This is a genomic window from Hymenobacter chitinivorans DSM 11115 (assembly GCF_002797555.1).
In the GTDB taxonomy this organism is placed as follows: domain Bacteria; phylum Bacteroidota; class Bacteroidia; order Cytophagales; family Hymenobacteraceae; genus Hymenobacter; species Hymenobacter chitinivorans.
The window spans coordinates 2,901,399-2,918,506 of record NZ_PGFA01000001.1 but is presented as its reverse complement, the minus strand read 5'-3'; the positions used below and the strand labels follow the sequence as shown (position 1 = coordinate 2,918,506).

At 65.2% G+C, this 17,108-nt stretch carries 15 protein-coding genes; 7 read left to right on the top strand and 8 right to left on the bottom strand.

The features are described from left to right. Nucleotides 1–17: 17 nt before the first annotated feature. Nucleotides 18–998, bottom strand: a complete 981-nt coding sequence (locus tag CLV45_RS12290) for an SDR family oxidoreductase (RefSeq protein ID WP_100336645.1) — start codon at nt 996–998, stop codon at nt 18–20. A gap of 273 nt (nt 999–1,271) precedes the next feature. On the opposite strand from CLV45_RS12290, the gene CLV45_RS12285 reads away from it, so the two are divergent. After that, nucleotides 1,272–2,042, top strand: coding sequence for a MerR family transcriptional regulator (locus CLV45_RS12285; RefSeq protein WP_100336644.1), 771 nt, complete (start codon nt 1,272–1,274; stop codon nt 2,040–2,042). 195 nt (nt 2,043–2,237) lie between these two features. Then, nucleotides 2,238–5,165 carry an endo-beta-N-acetylglucosaminidase gene (locus CLV45_RS12280; RefSeq protein ID WP_100336643.1) on the top strand — a complete coding sequence of 976 codons (2,928 nt, stop codon included), beginning with the start codon at nt 2,238–2,240 and terminating at the stop codon, nt 5,163–5,165. Between the two features lie 245 nt (nt 5,166–5,410). On the opposite strand, the gene CLV45_RS12275 is transcribed toward CLV45_RS12280, so the two are convergent. The 5 genes from CLV45_RS12275 to CLV45_RS12255 form a co-directional block, all read right to left on the bottom strand. Continuing rightward, a complete protein-coding gene (locus CLV45_RS12275) occupies nt 5,411–5,839 on the bottom strand; it encodes a DUF3592 domain-containing protein (protein ID WP_100336642.1) in 429 nt (142 codons plus the stop codon). A 40-nt stretch (nt 5,840–5,879) separates the two neighbouring features. Further along, nucleotides 5,880–6,569 carry a ligand-binding sensor domain-containing protein gene (locus tag CLV45_RS12270; RefSeq protein ID WP_100336641.1) on the bottom strand — a complete coding sequence of 230 codons (690 nt, stop codon included), beginning with the start codon at nt 6,567–6,569 and terminating at the stop codon, nt 5,880–5,882. A 93-nt stretch (nt 6,570–6,662) separates the two neighbouring features. After that, nucleotides 6,663–7,325 carry a hypothetical protein gene (locus CLV45_RS12265; RefSeq protein WP_157807447.1) on the bottom strand — a complete coding sequence of 221 codons (663 nt, stop codon included), beginning with the start codon at nt 7,323–7,325 and terminating at the stop codon, nt 6,663–6,665. Between the two features lie 16 nt (nt 7,326–7,341). After that, entirely contained in the window at nt 7,342–7,896 is a 555-nt protein-coding gene (locus CLV45_RS12260) for a hypothetical protein (RefSeq protein WP_100336639.1), read from the bottom strand. A 182-nt stretch (nt 7,897–8,078) separates the two neighbouring features. Beyond that, on the bottom strand, nt 8,079–10,025 hold the full coding sequence (locus CLV45_RS12255) for an acyl-CoA synthetase (RefSeq protein WP_100336638.1): 1,947 nt from the start codon (nt 10,023–10,025) through the stop codon (nt 8,079–8,081). A 378-nt stretch (nt 10,026–10,403) separates the two neighbouring features. Here CLV45_RS12255 and CLV45_RS12250 point away from each other — a divergent pair, with 378 nt between their 5' ends. From CLV45_RS12250 to CLV45_RS12240, 4 genes are all read left to right on the top strand, one after another. After that, a complete protein-coding gene (locus CLV45_RS12250) occupies nt 10,404–11,426 on the top strand; it encodes an SDR family oxidoreductase (protein WP_100336637.1) in 1,023 nt (340 codons plus the stop codon). 209 nt (nt 11,427–11,635) lie between these two features. Further along, the gene (locus CLV45_RS24950; RefSeq protein ID WP_157807446.1) at nt 11,636–11,794 is read left to right on the top strand and encodes a chryseobasin-related MNIO class RiPP peptide; all 159 of its coding nucleotides are present in this window, start codon (nt 11,636–11,638) and stop codon (nt 11,792–11,794) included. A gap of 3 nt (nt 11,795–11,797) precedes the next feature. Beyond that, on the top strand, nt 11,798–12,943 hold the full coding sequence (locus CLV45_RS12245; protein ID WP_170061848.1) for a multinuclear nonheme iron-dependent oxidase: 1,146 nt from the start codon (nt 11,798–11,800) through the stop codon (nt 12,941–12,943). Nucleotides 12,944–13,212: 269 nt separating this feature from the next. Beyond that, a complete protein-coding gene (locus CLV45_RS12240; RefSeq protein WP_100336636.1) occupies nt 13,213–13,800 on the top strand; it encodes a cupin domain-containing protein in 588 nt (195 codons plus the stop codon). A 47-nt stretch (nt 13,801–13,847) separates the two neighbouring features. Here the strand turns inward: CLV45_RS12240 and CLV45_RS12235 are convergent, their stop codons facing one another. After that, nucleotides 13,848–14,654 carry an alpha/beta fold hydrolase gene (locus tag CLV45_RS12235; RefSeq protein WP_100336635.1) on the bottom strand — a complete coding sequence of 269 codons (807 nt, stop codon included), beginning with the start codon at nt 14,652–14,654 and terminating at the stop codon, nt 13,848–13,850. Between the two features lie 530 nt (nt 14,655–15,184). On the opposite strand from CLV45_RS12235, the gene map reads away from it, so the two are divergent. Beyond that, the gene (gene map, locus CLV45_RS12230) at nt 15,185–15,949 is read left to right on the top strand and encodes a type I methionyl aminopeptidase (protein WP_100336634.1); all 765 of its coding nucleotides are present in this window, start codon (nt 15,185–15,187) and stop codon (nt 15,947–15,949) included. A gap of 491 nt (nt 15,950–16,440) precedes the next feature. On the opposite strand, the gene CLV45_RS12225 is transcribed toward map, so the two are convergent. After that, entirely contained in the window at nt 16,441–17,067 is a 627-nt protein-coding gene (locus CLV45_RS12225; RefSeq protein ID WP_100336633.1) for a DUF4241 domain-containing protein, read from the bottom strand. Nucleotides 17,068–17,108 lie beyond the last annotated feature (41 nt).

Here is a 17,108-nt window from a genome sequence, read left to right as displayed (position 1 = left end):
CAACTGACAACTAACAACTAAGACCTGCTGCGGGGCCACACCAGCAGGCCCACTGCCAGGCCGGCGGCCAGGGCGGCGCCCAGCCACTGCCCGTTGCGGGGCGTGGTGGGCCGGCGCCAGCCCCCGGAAATGCCGGTGCCGTGGGGGGCGGGGCTGGGGGTGAACAGGCTGTTGTCGCTGACCGGCGCGGGCCGGGCCTGGGCAAAGTAGGTGTCGAAGAGGCGGCGGCTGAGGCGGCCTACCGGGCCCGGGGCCAGGGAGTACGACCAGCGCAGGAGCTGGGCCGGCCAGCCGACCAGCGTGGTGGGGCGGGGGCGGTGGGCCACGGCCAGGATGGTGTCGGCCACTTTTTGGGCGGGAAATACCGGCGGGGCGGGCTTGATGACCTTGCCCACGTAGTTGGCCCCGTGCTGGAAGCCGGGCGTGTCGATGTAGGACGGGTGCACGTCGCAGACGTGGATGCGGGGCGCGTTGCTGAGCTCGGCCCGCAGGGTGTCCATCAGGCCCCGGGCCCCGTACTTGCTGGCGCTGTAGGAGGCCGTGTAAGGCTCGGGCAGCCAGGCGCCCAACGATATGACGTTGATAAGCGTGCCGTGGCCCTGCTGCCGGAAGTAGGGCAGCACGGCGTGAGCCCCGTAGAGGTAGCCCAGCAGGTTGAGCTTGAGTACCTGCTCGTGGGCGTCCAGGGGGACGTCCTCGAAGCGGCCCACAGCCCCGCTGCCAGCGTTGTTGACCCAGATATCGATGCCGCCGAAGTGCTGGGCGGTCTGGGCCAGGCGGGCTACGGCCAAGGGGTCGGTAACGTCGGTGGGCACGGCCAGGGCGGGGGCGCCGAGCTGCTCGCACTCGGCCGCTACCTGGGCCAGCACGTCGGGGCGGCGGGCGGCCAGAATCAGCTTGGCCCCGTGCCGGGCGAAGGTCAGGGCCGTGGCGCGGCCAATGCCGCTGCTGGCGCCGGTGATGACCACGACGGCGCCCCGGAGGGAAGATTTTTTCATAGCTGCAGCAAACGTTAGCGGACAAGGTAAGCCTAGTCTAACGCTCGGTAGCGGCGGGAGTTAAGGTAAAATTAGGGGCAAGTAATCCTGGGGCTCCCGAATCCGGGCCCGCCGCTTGGGTATCGCGCCCACGCGCCGATGGCCCGGACGGGGCCGTGGGCGCGTGGGCGGGAGGGGGTGGTCCGACGGCTCGAAAAAAGCGAAAATTCTGCTTGACTCGCCCCTTACGTCATAGTCTACCTTTGACGGGTCAAGCACTTAAACCGGAGTCCGATGGCGGCAACTTTTCTTTCCTGTCAACAACTGGCGCAGCTGGCCGGGGTGAGTGTGCGCACGCTCCACCACTACGACCGGATTGGCTTGCTGCGGCCCTCGCAACGCACCGAAGCGCGGTACCGGCGCTACGGCCCTCCGGAGCTGCTGCGGCTCCAGCAGATTCTGTTTTACAAGGAGCTGGACTTCACGCTGGAGCAAATTCAGCAGCTGCTCGACGACCCGGCCTTCGACCTGACTACGGCGCTGCAGCGCCACCGCCAGGCCCTGCAGGCCCGCCACGCGCGGCTGGGCACCCTGCTCAGCACCCTCGACCAGACTATTTCCCACCTCAACGGCACCCGAACCATGCTTACCAACGAAGAACTCTACGCCGGCTTCCCCAACGACCAGGCCGAAGCTTACCGCCGCGAAGTAGTGGCCAAATACGGCCCGGCTACCATCGCAGCCGCCGAGCAGCACCTGCGCCAGCTCGGCAAGCCCGGCCTCGACCAGCTCATTGCCGAGCAGAAAGACATCAACCGCACCCTGCGCCACCTGCGCCACCTCGACCCGGCCAGCCCCGCAGTGCAGGCCCAGGTAGCCCGGCACTACGCCAATATCGTGGGTTTCTGGGGCCCGGCGGTGGCCGAAGCCGACCGGCCCGCCGCCTACCAGGGCCTGGCCCAGCTCTACCTCGACGACCCGCGCTACACCAAGCAGCACGACGGTGAGGACAGCCCCGCCTACGCGCAGTTTCTAAGTGCCGCCATCCGGTGCTTTGGGCAGTAGCAAATAGATTGCCCGCAGAGTCTCGCAGTGGATGGCGCAGAGTCTCGCAGGGTTGTTCTGCTGGGCTGCCGCGTAATACCCTGGTAGGCCCAGCGGAGCTTTGCCTGGCGCCCCGCTAAAAGGATATAGCAGAATCCGAATTCAGTTGTACCTTGACCGACAAGTGAATTTACGTCCTCTAAATCCTTAAGTCTGATGCTGCTACGCTACCCTCGTTTTGCCCTGCACAATGCCCTGCGCCGCCTGGGCTGGCTGTGGCTTGTGCTGCTGACCAGTGCCGGGCCCGCCCTGGCCCAGCTGGAGCCCGCCGCCCAGTACACCAAGCTCTCCGTGGCCCAGCTGCTGGCCTGGACGCCCACCGGGCCCACGGCCGTGCCCCAGAACGTGAGCCGGGTAACCCTGGCCGGGCGCCAGAACACGCTCAGCACCCAAATCAACCCGGCGCAGAGCTTCAGCCACAAAATCAACTACATTCCCGACGGCATGAGCGGCTTTGCCGGCTACCTCAACGAGCAGAACCGCTTCAACCTCTACAACTTCACCCACTGGCAGTACATCGACGTGCTGACCTGGTTTGATGGGCCCGTGGCCCTGCCGACCCGGCCCTGGGTGGAGGCCGCCCACCGCAACGGGGTGAAGGTCATTGGCTCGGTCTTCACCTCGGCCGCCGACGTAAACCTGCTGATTCAGAAAGACGGCAACGGGGAGTACGCCGCCGCCCAGAAGCTGGTGGACGTGGCCACCTACTACGGCTTCGACGGGTGGTTTTTCAACCAGGAGTCGTCGGTGCCCGCGGCTACGGCCATCGAGCTGCGCAACTTGCTCAAGCGCCTGCAGCAGCTGCGGCCCGCGGGCATGGAAATCCACTGGTACGACGCCATGCTGCCCGGCGGCAGTATTTCCTACCAGAACGCGCTGAACGCCAACAACCAGCTCCTGCTCCAGGACGGCCCGGCCCGGGTCAGCGACGCTATGTTTACCAACTACTTCTGGACCGGCGCCACCAACATCAACACCTCGGTAACCACGGCCACCAGCCTGGGCCGCAGCCCGTTCGACGTGTACATGGGCGCCGACCTCTGGCCCAACCGCAACCCCCAGGCCCTGTTTACCCGCACCAACTGGCTCGACAACTACTTCGCCGGCGGGGACCGGACCCAGCCGCTGCTGTCGGTGGGGTTGTTTGCCGCCAACCTGACTTTCAATGGCGGCTTCAACTCGTTCAACAGCTCGGCGGCCGACTACGCGGGCTTTTACCAGACCGAGCAGCGCCTCTTTGCCGGCAACGACCTGGACGTCACCACCGAGGATGCCACCGGCTGGAAGGGCTTCGGCAGCTACGTGCCGGTGCGCAGCGTCATCAACTCGCTGCCGTTTGATACTTACTTCTCAGTGGGCCAGGGCAAGATGTTCGCCAACAACGGGGAGCAGCTCGTGAAGGGCTGGACCGACATGGGCAAGCAAAGCCTGCTGCCCAGCTGGCAGTGGAACAAAACCGGCACGGCGCCCGTCACCGTGGATTACGACTTCAGCCGGGCCTACTACGCGGGTACGTCGGTGAAGCTGCAGGGCAGCCTGAGCGGCAGCAATAGCGCCACCGTGAAGCTGTTCCAAACCAAGCTCCCGCTGCCCGCCGCCACCATTACCAGCCTCGACGTGACCTTTAAAACCGGGGCGGTCGGGCCGGCCAACGCTAAGCTGCTGCTCTACTTCGCCGACGACCTGAGCAACCCCGCCGCCCTTGACCTGGGTACCACCACCGACACGCTCTGGACCACGCGCACTTTTGTGCTGGGCAACCACGCCGGGCGGGAGCTGGCCCTGATTGGGGTGCAGGCCACGGCGGCGGCGCCCGTGGCCAGCTACCGGCTCAACCTGGGCCGCCTCAAGCTCTACTCCGGCGCGGCCGTCACGACCAAGCCCACGGTGGACTTTGCGGCTAGTGCCACGGTGGTAATTCCCGGGCAGCCCGTCACGTTTTCCAACGCCTCCACCAACGCCAGCATTTACCGGTGGACGTTTGAGGGCGGCACGCCGGCCGCCAGCGCGGCCGTGTTTCCGGGGGTAAGCTACGCCGCGCCCGGCACCTACAGCGTGAAGCTCCGGGCCACCAACGCCGCTGGGCGCGACTCGCTCACCCGCACCGGCTACATCACCGTGGTAAATCCGAACAGCTCCGGCGGCAACTCCAGCCTGAGCTTCGACGGGGCCAGCAAGTACGTGGATGCGGGGCCCGTCAACCTGACCGGCGCGGCCCTGAGCATGGAGTGCTGGCTCAAGCCCACTGGGTTTAAAACCGGCTCCCCGTTCATTTCCAGCGTGATGGGCATGGAGGATGGCGCCAACACGGCCCTGGTCCGCCTCGGCGACGCCAACCAGGCTGCCAACCGCCTGCAGTTTGTGATGCTCGTCAATGGTATTACCCGCAAAGTCAACTCCCCGACCGACCTGACGGCCGGCACCTGGTACCACGTGGCCGCCACCTACGACGGCACGGCGCTGCGGCTTTACCTCAACGGACAGCTCAATGCCTCGCTTAATGCCACCGGCTCCTTCGTGGCCAACAGCAACTTCTTCCTGGGCCGCAACTTCGACAACAGCCGGGTCCTCAACGGCAGCCTCGACGAGGTGCGCACCTGGACCCGGGCCCTGACGGCGGCCGAAATTCAGGCCAATATGTGCGCCGTGCCCGCCACTACGGCGGGTTTGGAAGCCTACTGGTCCTTCAACGAGGGCAGCGGCCTGGTCACCCTCGACCAAACCGGCCACGGCCACCAGGGCACCCTGGTGAACATGGTGCCCACCGACTGGTCGAGTAACGTGCCGGCGGCCTGCGTGACGCTGGCCGTGCAAGCCGCCCGGGCTGCCGCGCCGCTAATCGTGGCGGCGGTGGTAAACCCGGTGCCTGGCCAACAGGCCGAAGTGGAAATCCGCGGGGCCCAGGGCCAACCCACGCAGGTGCAGCTACTGAATCTGCTGGGCGCGGTGGTGTGGCAGCAGCAGGTCCAGCCGGGCCGCGCCACCGAGCGGGTGGCCGTGCCGCTGCCGGCCGCGGCGGGCCTCTACGTGGTGCGGGTAAGCACCAGCACGAGCACGGCCACGGTGAAGCTGCTCAAGCAGTAGCAGAAATGGGCTAGTCGTTCCATACAACTGCTTCGGCTGTCATCCTGAGTGCAGCGCAGCGCAGGGAAGGACCTTCCTCCCCTGAGTGACAAACCTGAGTAAACGTAAAAAGCCCTTTACCACCGGCGTGGTAAAGGGCTTTTTACGTTGGTATCTAGTTGTAGTGAGCTAGGCGAGGCAGGTCCTTCGGCTCCGCCTCAGGATGACAGGTGACAGATAAAGGCGCAGGCAACAGCAATGGAAGATCAGGCAAAAAGCCAGATATACAGGCCCGAGCCCAGGAAGATAACGCCAAAAACGACCAGGCTCCAGACGTCCTCGTCGGGGCCGGTCGGGACGATGAAAAAATCCCGGGGATTTTCCGGATTGTAGAACAGCTCCACCTGCTGGCCGTGGGCAAACTCGGCCGGGTAGCGGCCGTGCTCGTAGCGCAGCGTCAGCGACTCCTGGGGCGTGGCGAAGCGCACCACGGGGTAGAGCTTAATGTCCTCCTTATCATCCAGGTTCTTGTCCAGCCGAATCACCGTGCCGCCAGTCAGGACGCCGGTTTCGCGCAGGTGGGCCCGGTGGCGGTAGAGTTGCCGGGCCGCCTTTAGGGAAATCAGCCCAGCGGCTGAGCAGGCCAGCCCCAGGACCAGCTTGGCCAGAATTTCCTCGGGTGGGCGCAGCGGCATAGGGCAGGATGCTTTTAATAGGCGGATACTATTGTTCCGGTTAGGGCCGCACCTGCACTAGTCCTATGGAGGTAGCGCCCCACAACGTGCCGTTGGCGTCGAAGGTCAGGTCACTAATCGTCGTGCTGGGAACGGCCGAATTAGCCGGGGTAAACAAGCTCCACCGGTTCCCGTCGAAGCGCACGAGGCCCACCTGATAAACGCTGAGCCAAATGACATTCGTTTGCGGCTCACAGGCCACGTCGGCAACCGTCTGGTTGGGCAGCCCCGAATTGGCCAGCGTGTACGAGCTCCACTCGCCGCGGGCCGAGTAGCAGGCCAGGCCCTTCGAGCCGGAGCCGCTGAGGGCAAACCAGATGTTGCCGTCCTTGTCTTCGGCGGCGTTGCTGAAGGCCAGCTTGCCCCAGGGGTATTTCGGGTCCGTGTGCGTGGTCGTCTGCGGACTGTCGAAGCACACGGTGCCCTCGTCGGCGCTGATCCAGGTGCGGTGGTGGCTATCGACAAATACGGTGCGGATAAAAAAAGAGGGCAGCGCGGAGTTCTGGCGGGTGAGCACCGTCCACTGCTGCCCGTCGAAGCGCGCCAGCCCATCCCGAATCACAAACCAGACGTTGCCCAGCGCATCCGCAAAGAGCCGGCGGCAGTAGTGCAGCGGACTATTGGTCAGATCAAACAGCGTCCACTGCCGGCCGTCGAAGCGGTAGACCTGGGTGTGAGTGGCCAGCCACACGTGGTTGTGGCTGTCGACGGCCAGGCTCAGTACCGAAACGTTGTTGCCAATGGGTGGGCGGATGGGGGTGTTGGCCGTCGTGAAAACCCAACGCTACCTGCCGGCCCCGGCATGCACCAGCCCGTTCATGGTCCCGGCCCACAGGGTGCGGTCGGCAGCGGCGGCCACGGCGAAGGTCTGGTCCCAGGGCAGGGCCGAGTTCTGCGTTGTAAACGCCTGCACCCGTATCCGGGCCGGGGCCGGCAGGTAGCGTTGGGTTTTGTTGGCAATATGCAGCGGCGAGGGTACGCCCGACGTGCGCGGATTCTCATCATGGTCGTCGCGGTCATTATAGTCGACGGCCAGGGCCTGGTTGCCGAAGGTAAAGCGCAGCGCCACGCCCATGTTGACGGGCTTGCCAGAAAGGCGGGCCGGGCTCCAGCGGGGCATGGCCCCAATGAGGGCGGGCAGGTTGAGCAGCGCGGGGTCCGAGCCAAAGGTATGGTCGGCCAAGCGCAGGGCGCAGGGCTGCCCCAGCGAATCGACGTGCACCTCGACCAGCACCAGGCCTTTAAAATTCCGGTACAGGCGGGTCGGAATCCGGTTGGTGAAGTAGGCCGTCAGGTCTTGGCCGAACTGGGCCCGGGGCTGGCCCCGGTCGAAGTGGTAGAAGGGCCCGACTCGGCAAGCCGACGGAAGCGGCTTGTAGGCATATTGGGCCCGGGCCAGCGGGGGCGCTAGCAGCAGCGCCAAGCAGCAGAGTAAGAGGCGGTGCATGCGGCAGATCAGCTGTTTACTTCCCGCGCTTTACCGGCGGCTTGCGCACCGGCTTCACCGGGGCGGGTGGGGGCGGGTTCAGGACCAGCTGGCGGCGGGCTTCCTCCTGCTGGTAGAAGGCCAGCTCATTCTGGTAGGGTGCATAGTCCCAGCTGGGGCGGGCGGCGGCAGCGGTGCGGGCCGCCGCCACGGTGGCCTCGTAGCGGGCCGCGGGCAGGAAGGACTGCGTGGAATCGGCCAGCAGGTCGGCGTGGGTTTCGTCGAGCAAGGCTTCCAGGGCCAGGATTTCAGCCTGCCCCTTGCCCTTGAGCTGGGCGGCCGGGGTGCGCTGGTGGGAAAAGCTCTGGCCCCGGTACGAAACGGGCGCTACCAGCTTGACGGGCGGTAGCACCACGGCGGGAGCTTCCTCGGCTTTTTCCTTAGCCTTGCCTTTGGCGGAGTTGGGCTTCCTCTTGAGGTGCGACAGATTGTAGGCGGCCTGGGCTCCGCGCATGCCCATCAGTACCCCCTGAATCTGGGCCTCGGCGGCGTGCATGGTCAGCAGCAAAATAGCGGCAAGCAAGTACTTCATAACAAGCAATAGGAGAACGGGAATTAGCTACAGGGTATAGCCCGAATCAAAGCTAGGCAATCGGCCTGGATATTAGGGCCGGGGCAAGGGGGCGGGAGCCGGCGGCGGTAGTCGCCTGGCCTTCCCCATGCCGGTACTCCCAGCTCCCCGTCGGGTTACTTTTGAATCAAGCCGGCAGAAGTTTAGCCCGCCGCCGGCCGGAGCACATACGGCACGGTGTAGCCTTTCAGGGCCTGCTGCACGGCCGGGGCCACGTCCGTGCCGGTGGGGCCGGTGGCGTCGATTTCGGCTACCAGACCCAACTGCTTGTCGTCGCGCACGAGGATGGGCTGCACCTGCAGGCCGGCCTGGGTGAGGCGCTGGGTGAAGACGCGGGCAATTTCCTGCTTGAGCAAGGCCGGCTTGAAGATCTTGCCGATGGCGGTCAGGGGCAGCTCGTCGGCCAGGTAAATGCGTTTGGGTACCGCGGCCCGCTCCGAAATGTGGGCCGCGGCAAAGGTCAGCAGCTCGGCTTCCGTGACGGCGTGGCCGGGCACCCGGGTGACGTAGGCCACCGGCAGCTCGCCCGCGTCGGGGTCGGGGCTGCCGATGGCGGCGGCCAGGGCCACGCCGGGGTGCTGCTGCAGGGCATCCTCAATCAGGCGCGGGTCGATGTTGTGCCCGCCCCGGATGATGAGCTCCTTCTGGCGGCCGGTGATGTAGAAATAGCCGTGCGCATCCTGCCGGCCCAGGTCGCCGGTGTTGAAGAAGGGAGCCTGCCCGTCGCCCACGTCCACGAACACGCCCTGGTTGTGCCCGGCCTGCAGATAGCCCCGGAACACGTTTTCCCCCCGAATCAGAATGGTGCCGCTTTCGTTGGGCTCGGCCGGGCGCTGGTAAAGGCCGGTTTGCGCGTCCAGCACCCCAATGCGCACGTCCTGGTAGGGCAGGCGCAGCCCGATGGAGCCCGCCGGACCGTCGCCCCCGAAGGGCGTGAGCGTGTTGATGCAGGAGCACTCGGTGGAGCCGTAACCCTCGGCAATGCGCAGGCCGGTGCGGCGCTCAAACTCCAGAATCAGCTCCCGCGACAGGGGCGCGGCCCCGCAGATGGCGTACTGCAACGAACTTAAGTCGCGGCCGGTGGTGGGCACTTCCAGCAGGCGGCTAAACACGGTGGGCACGCCGCTGAACAGCGTGATGCGGTAGTGCTCGACCAGCTCCCAGAAGTTGGCCACGATACCCGGACCGCGGTAGCCGGCCGGGCTGCCCAGCACCAGCGTGTGCCCCATGGACCAGGGCGCGCAAATCGTGACGACGGCCCCGTTGATGTGGAACATGGGCAGGCCGCAGAAGTACACCAGCGGCCCGGTTTCGGCGGCCGTACCGGTCATAAACTCCGTCAGGCCGGTGATGAACGTCAGATTGCGGTGGGTGAGGGGCGCAATCTTGGGCGTGCCGGTGGTGCCGCCGGTGTGGAAGTAGCAGGCCGCGTCGGTGCTGGCAATGGTGCGGCCCGAGGTGAGGCGGTCGGCGGGCTGGCGGCGCAGCTCCCGGCCAAAGTCGAGCACGCGGCGGCCGGGCAGCTGGGGCGTGGCCTGCGCGAGGCGCAGGGCCCCCACGGCCAGGCGCTGGGGCAGGGGCAGGTAGGGCCGCAGGTCCACGGTCAGCACGGTTTCCAGGGTGGGTACCAGGGCGGCCAGGGCTTCTACTTTCTGCCAGATGTCGGTTTTGGGAAAGGCCCGCAGCGTGACCAGCACCTTCGTGCCGCAGGCGTTGAGGATGTCGGCAATCTGGGCCGGCTCCAGCAGCGGGTTGATGGGGTTGACGATGCCCGCGGCCTGGGCGCCGATAAAGGTAAAGGCCGTTTCAGGCAGGTTGGGCAGCAGGTAGGATACCACGTCGGTGGCGCCCACGCCCAGCTCGTGAAGCAGGTTGGCGGTTTGGTGCAGGCGGTCCAGTACCTGGGCGTAGGTGAAGTCCGTCGACCGGGTGGGCTGCTCGCCATTCAGCACGAAGCGCAGGGCCAGAGCCCCGGGGTTGAGGGCCGCACCCTGCTCCACCATGGCAAAGGTGTTGGGCGCACTAGGCCGCTCCCGCAGCGGCGTTTGTTCAATAGCGGCAAGATCGGCCAGACTCTGGTAACCGGGCATAGATGGAGCTGAAAGGATAAAGCAAGCCGCAAAGCTAACCCGGAATGGCGGAGCAGCCGGAAATGCCGCCGCTTCGTCCGGCTTCTTTTTTCAGCTGGCGGCCCTTTGCCTAGCTGCTTGGTGCATTGGCCAGCCCCGCGCTGCCAATGACCACCCGGGAACAACGGCCGGGCAGGGCAACGACAGGCGGAAAAAGCTGCCCGCCGCGGCAGGTTTCCGGCCAAAAGAAGCCGCTAAACTGCCGGCGTGAAACGCGTAAAAAATGCTCCGTACGGTGGAGCTTATAGGCTACGCGCCCTAACTTTTCTCATCTGTGAAGCCTACTCGTTCCGTAAGTGCTTATTCGAACCCCATAACCAACCAGAAACACTATTCACTATGAAAGAGGAAAACAAGCTCAGCCGCCGCCAGATTATCAGCGGATTGGGTGCCAGCCTGGCCGTAGCGGCCGTAAGCCCCGTGTTTGGCGCCGAAATTGGCACTGAGGGTGGCGGCAGCGCCCCGGCCGAAACGGCCGCCGAACCCCTGCGCGACCCGACCACCGCCTACCCCAAGCCACCATTCAAAAGTCAGAGCCAACCCTGGCCGGGGCTGGCCTCGCAGATGGACCCCAAGCCCGACCACGGCGAGAAAAGCTACAAGGGCTCGGGCCGCCTTAAGGGCCGCAAAGCGCTGATTACGGGCGGCGACTCGGGCATGGGCCGGGCCGCGGCCATTGCCTACGCCCGCGAAGGCGCCGACGTGGCCATCAACTACCTGCCCGCCGAAGAAGCCGACGCTAAAGAGGTTATTGCCCTGATTAAGGCTGAGGGCCGCAAAGGCGTGGCCATTCCCGGGGACTTGCGCGACGAGGCCTTCTGCAAAAAGCTGGTGGACGAAGCTGTAAAGCAGCTCGGCGGCCTGGATATCGTGGTCAACAACGCGGCCCGGCAGCAGCAGCGCCAGTCGATTCTGGAGCTGACGACCGAGGACTTCGACGCGACGATGAAAACCAACATCTACGCCCCGTTCTGGATTATCAAGGCCGCGCTGCCCCACCTCAAGCCGGGCTCGGCCATCATCGGCACCACCTCCGAGCAGGCCACCGACCCCTCGGAAAACCTCTACGACTACGCCCAGACCAAGGCCGCTACCACCAACTACGTCCGTTCCCTGGCCAAGCAGCTGGCCCCGAAAGGCATTCGGGTGAACGGCGTGGCCCCGGGCCCCATCTGGACGCCCCTGCAGGTTAGCGGCGGTGCCACCCAGGAGAAGCTCGTCAAGTTCGGCGGCGACACGCCCATGAAGCGTCCCGGCCAACCGGCCGAGCTGGCTTCCATCTACGTGCAGCTCGCCGACCCCATGGCCAGCTACGCCACCGGCCAGGTGTACGGGGCCAGCGGCGGGGCCGGCATGCCGTAGCCAACTCTGCAACTCGATGACGCACAAAAATGCCCCGGCAGTTGCCGGGGCATTTTTGTGTGGAGATGGGCACGAAAAATCCGGACTTTAGCTCCCGCTGATGCAACCTTACCGGACCCCGGCGACTCTACCAAGTAGGGGCGGGCCGCTGGCGGCCCACCCATCGTGTCACATTTCATCGGTATCCATTTGAAACCAACCCCTACGCCATGAAATTACCCCAAGCATTACTCGGTGCCATCCTGCTGGGCGTGGTGGCCCAGGCCACAACCGGCTGCAAAAAAGATGCGCCCAGCCCCAAGCAGGAGGAAGGCAGCGGCAAAGGCAAGCCCGTACCTATCAACTGCCCCGCCTGCGGCATGGGTTAAGCCATGAGCACGCCCGCCGCCGCCGCCGAGCCCGGCATTCTGGCCACTCTGGCCTGCAACCTGGACGCTGACATGCTGTCGGCGTCCTTTCCGTTGTTGGAGCAGGGTCGGGTGGAAGCCCTGGAATGGTCGTTCGACGCGCTGTTCTGGGCCGAGCAGATTCCGGAGTGGTTTACCGAATTGCTCCGCGCCTTTGCCGCCCAGAACCGGCTGGTGGGCCATGGGGTGTACTTTTCTCTGCTCTCGGGCCGCTGGACGCCCGAGCAGCAGCAGTGGCTGAGCCAGCTGCGGAAGCTGGCCCAGCAGTTTCGGTTCGACCATATCACCGAGCACTTCGGCTTTTTCACGGGCCAGAACTTCCACGCCGGGGCCCCGCTGCCTATTCCCTACACCAGCACCGCCCTGCGCCTGGGGCAAGACCGCCTCTGCCGCATTCAGGAGGCTTGCGGGTGCCCGGTCGGACTGGAAAATCTGGCCTTTGCCTATTCGCTCGACGAGGTGCGGCGGCACGGCGAGTTTCTGGCCCAGCTCGTGGAGCCGGTCAATGGTTTCCTGATTCTGGATTTGCACAACCTGTTCTGCCAGCTCCACAACTTCGGCGTGTCTTACGAGGAGCTGATTCAGCTTTACCCCCTGGAGCGGGTGCGGGAAATCCATATTTCCGGTGGCAGCTGGGAAGAATCCGGGCAGGAACCGGGCCGGCAGGTGCGGCGCGACACCCACGACGGGGCCGTGCCCGACGAGGTGTTTGAATTGTTGAGCAGAACCCTGCCGCGCTGCCCCAACCTGAAGTTCGTGGTGCTGGAGCAGCTGGGCAACGCCCTGCAGACCGAACCTAGCCGGGCCCAGTTCCGCCGTGACTTCGGCCGCCTGGAAGCCATGGTCCATGAGCACCGCGCCCAGGCTCCAGCCGGGGGCAGCCCGCTGTTTCTGCCCCAGCGTCCTCTACCGACGGGCCCGGTGGCCGAGGATGCCCGCCTCCACGAGCAGCAGCAGCAGCTAACCCACATCCTGGAAACGGCCCCATCCTACGACGAGGCCCGGCAGCGGCTGGCGGGCTCTAGTCTGGCCCATTCCGACTGGCAGATTGAGCAGTGGGCGCCCCATATGCTGGAAACGGCCCTGCGCATTGCCCAGAAGTGGAAATAGAGGGAGTGGAGGCGGTAGGGGCAAATCCCACTCGTAGAGGCCTAGCCGGAGCAGGACGTTTGCCACCGGTTTAGCAGCGCGTAACCCTTTCGTGCTCAGATTCGAAGCCGAAGCTGCGTCGATGCGGGATTCCTGGATTATGTCTTTATATTAGATAAAATATATTCTTGCCGCCCGAGTGCGGGCGCCGCAATGAAGGGTGCCGACCGTAAAGACGGGCCGGTTCCGGCGGCCCGGGCAGTTGTACCTCAAGCTGTAGTCGTTACCCCATGAAAAGAACCCACTTCGTGCAGGCCTGCCTGGCTACCGGGGCGCTGCTGACCCTGCCCGTTTCTCTCGCCGTTGGGGCCATCCGGCGCTACCGGGCCGGCAAGGGCTTCCTGGTGAAAGCCGGGCAGGACCGGGCCAGCCAACCCATGGCCTTGTTTGATGGCGACACGTTTCTGACCAAGATTGCCGCCCAGGATACCGAGGGCGACATCTACGTCTTCGAGTCGAGCCGGGTGAAGGAGGGCGGCCCCGCCCACCACTACCATTTCGACCAGGATGAGTGGTGGTACGTGCTGTCCGGGGAGTTCCTGATTAAGGTCGGTGACACGGTGTACGAGGCTAAGGCCGGCGACAGTGTGTTCGGGCCCCGCATGGTGCCCCACAGCTTTGCCAAAGTAGGCGCGGGAGAAGGGCGGCTGCTGATGATTTTTCAGCCGGCGGGCAAGATGGAGGAGTGCTTCCGCAAAATCAGCCAGGGCCTGACCCGCAACATGTCCGAAGCCGAGCAGGATGCCTTTCGGGTGGCCCACGGCTTTAAGCGGGTGGGCCCGCCCCTGCGGCAGCCCAAACCCATGACGGACAAGTAAGACAGAGCCGAAAAGCTCGGCGCTCGGGCGCTCGGGCCCGGGTCCGCTTAGGTGGCCCCAGCGCCGAAGGAGTCCAGAAAGGCCCGGACGACGGTGGCAAACGGCGCGGGCTGGTCGAGGTGCAGGGCGTGACCGGCCTCCCGGATCCGCTCTACCCGCAGCCGGGGATTCAGCTCCTGCAGCTCCTGGGCCACCGCCCCCGACACGACGCCCTGCTCCCCGACGACGAGCAGGCCCGGCACGGAGAGCTGCCCGATTAGCTGCCGGTAATCGGGGTTGGGGGGCGTGAGTACCTCGAAGGCCCGCGGGCTGGTTTGCAGCCGGGCCCGGGCCATCAGCGCCAGGGTTTCGGCCGGCCGGTGCGGGTGCCGGCGCCGGGCATCGGCCAGTACTTCCTCCAAGGGCAGCTCCAGCACGCGGCGGTGCTGCTCGACCACGTCGCTCTCGTACACTTGCTGCTGCATGGCGGGGCTCAGGAAAGTGGGGTCGGCCAACACCAGGCCCCGCAGCAGGGCCGGAGCCTGACTGGCCACTACGGCCGCCGTCATGCCGCCCATGGAATGGCCCAGCAGAAACACCGGTGGCAGCTCCAGGGCCCGAATCAGCCCGGCAATATCGGCGGCGTGGTCGTCGTAGCGGTAGCCCGCGGCGGGCACTCCCGACTCGCCGTGGCCCCGGGCGTCGGGCATTATTACGTCGTAATCGGCGGCCAGGGCGCGGGCCAGTTCCGTCCAGCACCGGCCGCTGGTCATCAGGCCGTGGAGCAGCAGTACGGGCGGCTTGGGGCCCCCGGTGCGGGTATAATGCAGGCGAATGCCGTTGACGGGGCAAGTAGCGGTGGTCCAGGGCATCATGGTCTGTTTCGGGCGGGAATAACGTTTGGCGGGGCCCCGGCCCGGCGTTCTGTCGCGCCATAGCTAGCCGGCGGCAGCGGGCGGGGTTCCGGCAGTTTCAGGGCGTCAGGCACTAGCGGCCCAAGGTAGCAGTAAGCGTTGAGCAGTACGCCCGTGGCGGTGGCCGTGGGCAAAGCCTTGGGCGTTTTCGGGCTGAATCACGCCATCCGGGCAGGTGGGCGCCATGATTCTAATCTTTCTCAATAGGGTTTGCTTAGGAGCTTAGGGGGAGGACCGGCCCAAGATTACCACCGCGGCGCCACTCGCCGGCGGGGCCATCAGGACCAGTAGCGGGGCCGTTTGCGACTAACGGCCGCGGTTTTTCCACCGGGGCGGCCCACCTTTGCCCGGGCGACTCGGGTAGCAATGGCCCGATACGCGCGGGCCGGCTTATTTTGGCGGCTCAACCACCTTTTGCAAACCCGCGTGGTGCCGGGCTTGTTAGCCCACCAGTTCAATATCCTGTTCGAGAGCCATAGCCCCTCCGTTTTATGTCCATTACCTCGCAAGAAGAACTAGCCGGCCTGCAGCGCATCAGCCAGGCCGTGGGGATTACCCTGAAGCAGATGCGCGACTACGCCCGCCCGGGCATGACGACCAAGGAGCTCGACGAGTACGGGGGGCGCATTCTGGCGGAGCTGGGCGCCAAATCGGCCCCGCGGCTCACTTACGGCTTCCCGGGCTGGACCTGCATCAGCGTCAATAACGAGGTGGCCCACGGCATTCCCTCGGCCCGTAAGGTGCTGCAGGAAGGCGACCTGGTAAACGTGGACGTGTCGGCTGAGCTGGCTGGCTACTGGGCCGACAACGGCGGCTCCTTCGTGCTGGGCGCTGATCTGCACCAGCATCAGCCCCTGGTCGACGCCTCCCGCCACATCCTGCGCACGGCCCTGAGCCAGATTCGCGGCGGCGTGCGCATTGCCGATATCGGTGGGCTCATCGAGAGCGAGGCACGCAAGGCCGGCTACCGGGTCATTAAGAACCTGGTGGGCCACGGCGTGGGGCGCAGCCTGCACGAGGAACCTTCCGAAATTCCCTGCTACTACGACCGCCACAACCTGAAGCGCTTCAAGAAAAACTCGGTGGTGGCCGTCGAAACCTTTATTTCCACCCGCGCCTCCATTGCCCACCAGCTCGGCGACGGCTGGACGCTGGCCACCCGCGACGGCAGCTTCGTGGCCCAGCACGAGCACACCATCGTCATCACCGACGGCCAGCCGATTATTCTAACCGAGGCCAACGGCATCTGGGACTAAGCCGCCGCTTGAACCCCGGCGAAGTGGTAATGGCGTACCCCCGCGGGGGGCATTAACGCATCCTGCCACCCCTGCCAAGCGGGAACGTCGTTAACAGAGAACGTCATGCTGAGCTTGCCGAAGCATCTCTACCGCAGTGGGAAAACAGCAGGTCCGGCCCCGACTAGCAGCTGCTGGTCGGGGCCGGACCTGCTGTTTTCCGCGGCCCCGCACCTGCCTGGTTTGGGCCTGCCGTGCTATTTTCCTGTTGCTCTGGGGCCCGAATGCGGCTTGGGTTCACTGGTAATTAGAAGTCAGCTTATTGAGCAGCAGCAGCAGGCGCCGGAGTGGTGCAGGGTAGCAAGAGTGCTTCAGCGCCAGGGTAGGACTTAAGTTACTTATCCGGCGCATTATCAAGTAAGCAGAAGGCGGAGGGCCGCCGGAGCATCGAGGCGGGAAGTAGCGCCGGATTCCGGCTGCAGCCCGGCGTTGGCAGCAGAGGGCCAGGAGGCCTAGCGCTGGTTGGCATCGATAAACTCGGTAATGAACTTTACCGGTTGGTCCTGCTCATCCAGGCCCACGTAGGTGGCATAAAAACCGTCGCCGTAGCCCGACTGAAACACGGCCACGTTGTTTGCCTGGGCGGGGTAGGGCTGCAGGGTGCAGTATTGCTGGCTGCCGGATTCGGGGTAGAGCAAATCGTCCACGTAGTCGTCGTAGTAGCTTACGTACTCGTCGCCCAGCTCAGCTTGCAGGTCGGCGTCGTGCTGCTCGACCAGAGCCAGGGTGGCGTGGTCCATAAAGCAGCCTAGGCCGGCCGAGACGGGGTAGCCGAATATTTCCCCCGGGGCTAGCGAAGTCAGGTTCTGCTGGGCCGTGACGGCCATTTCCCAGCGGCTCACCGGGGCTTCGCGTAGCCGCACTTCGGCGTAGGCAATGCACGAGTCCTCGGGCAGCTGGTGAATGTAGACTGGGTAGCGGCCGGGTGCAAAAGTCTGGCGGAAGGGTTGCGGATGGGAGTAGGCTACCGGGTCGCAGGCCAGGAGCTGCCCGGTGGGCAGAAACAGCTCGGTAACCAGGTGCGGCGTTAGGGCAGTAAGGTGGGCAGAATCGGAAAACAGGCGGGCCAGAGTAGTCATGCGACGTGAATACGGAACTGGTAGTGGGGCCGCAATATAAA

Excerpts from the sequence above, each read along its gene's own strand:
- CLV45_RS12290 (WP_100336645.1), bottom strand. The coding sequence starts at position 998 with ATGAAAAAATCTTCCCTCCGGGGCGCCGTCGTGGTCATCACCGGCGCC.
- CLV45_RS12285 (WP_100336644.1), top strand. The coding sequence starts at position 1,272 with ATGGCGGCAACTTTTCTTTCCTGTCAACAACTGGCGCAGCTGGCCGGG.
- CLV45_RS12280 (WP_100336643.1), top strand. The coding sequence starts at position 2,238 with ATGCTGCTACGCTACCCTCGTTTTGCCCTGCACAATGCCCTGCGCCGC.
- CLV45_RS12275 (WP_100336642.1), bottom strand. The coding sequence starts at position 5,839 with ATGCCGCTGCGCCCACCCGAGGAAATTCTGGCCAAGCTGGTCCTGGGG.
- CLV45_RS12265 (WP_157807447.1), bottom strand. The coding sequence starts at position 7,325 with ATGCACCGCCTCTTACTCTGCTGCTTGGCGCTGCTGCTAGCGCCCCCG.
- CLV45_RS12260 (WP_100336639.1), bottom strand. The coding sequence starts at position 7,896 with ATGAAGTACTTGCTTGCCGCTATTTTGCTGCTGACCATGCACGCCGCC.
- CLV45_RS12255 (WP_100336638.1), bottom strand. The coding sequence starts at position 10,025 with ATGCCCGGTTACCAGAGTCTGGCCGATCTTGCCGCTATTGAACAAACG.
- CLV45_RS12250 (WP_100336637.1), top strand. The coding sequence starts at position 10,404 with ATGAAAGAGGAAAACAAGCTCAGCCGCCGCCAGATTATCAGCGGATTG.
- CLV45_RS24950 (WP_157807446.1), top strand. The coding sequence starts at position 11,636 with ATGAAATTACCCCAAGCATTACTCGGTGCCATCCTGCTGGGCGTGGTG.
- CLV45_RS12245 (WP_170061848.1), top strand. The coding sequence starts at position 11,798 with ATGAGCACGCCCGCCGCCGCCGCCGAGCCCGGCATTCTGGCCACTCTG.
- CLV45_RS12240 (WP_100336636.1), top strand. The coding sequence starts at position 13,213 with ATGAAAAGAACCCACTTCGTGCAGGCCTGCCTGGCTACCGGGGCGCTG.
- CLV45_RS12235 (WP_100336635.1), bottom strand. The coding sequence starts at position 14,654 with ATGATGCCCTGGACCACCGCTACTTGCCCCGTCAACGGCATTCGCCTG.
- map (WP_100336634.1), top strand. The coding sequence starts at position 15,185 with ATGTCCATTACCTCGCAAGAAGAACTAGCCGGCCTGCAGCGCATCAGC.
- CLV45_RS12225 (WP_100336633.1), bottom strand. The coding sequence starts at position 17,067 with ATGACTACTCTGGCCCGCCTGTTTTCCGATTCTGCCCACCTTACTGCC.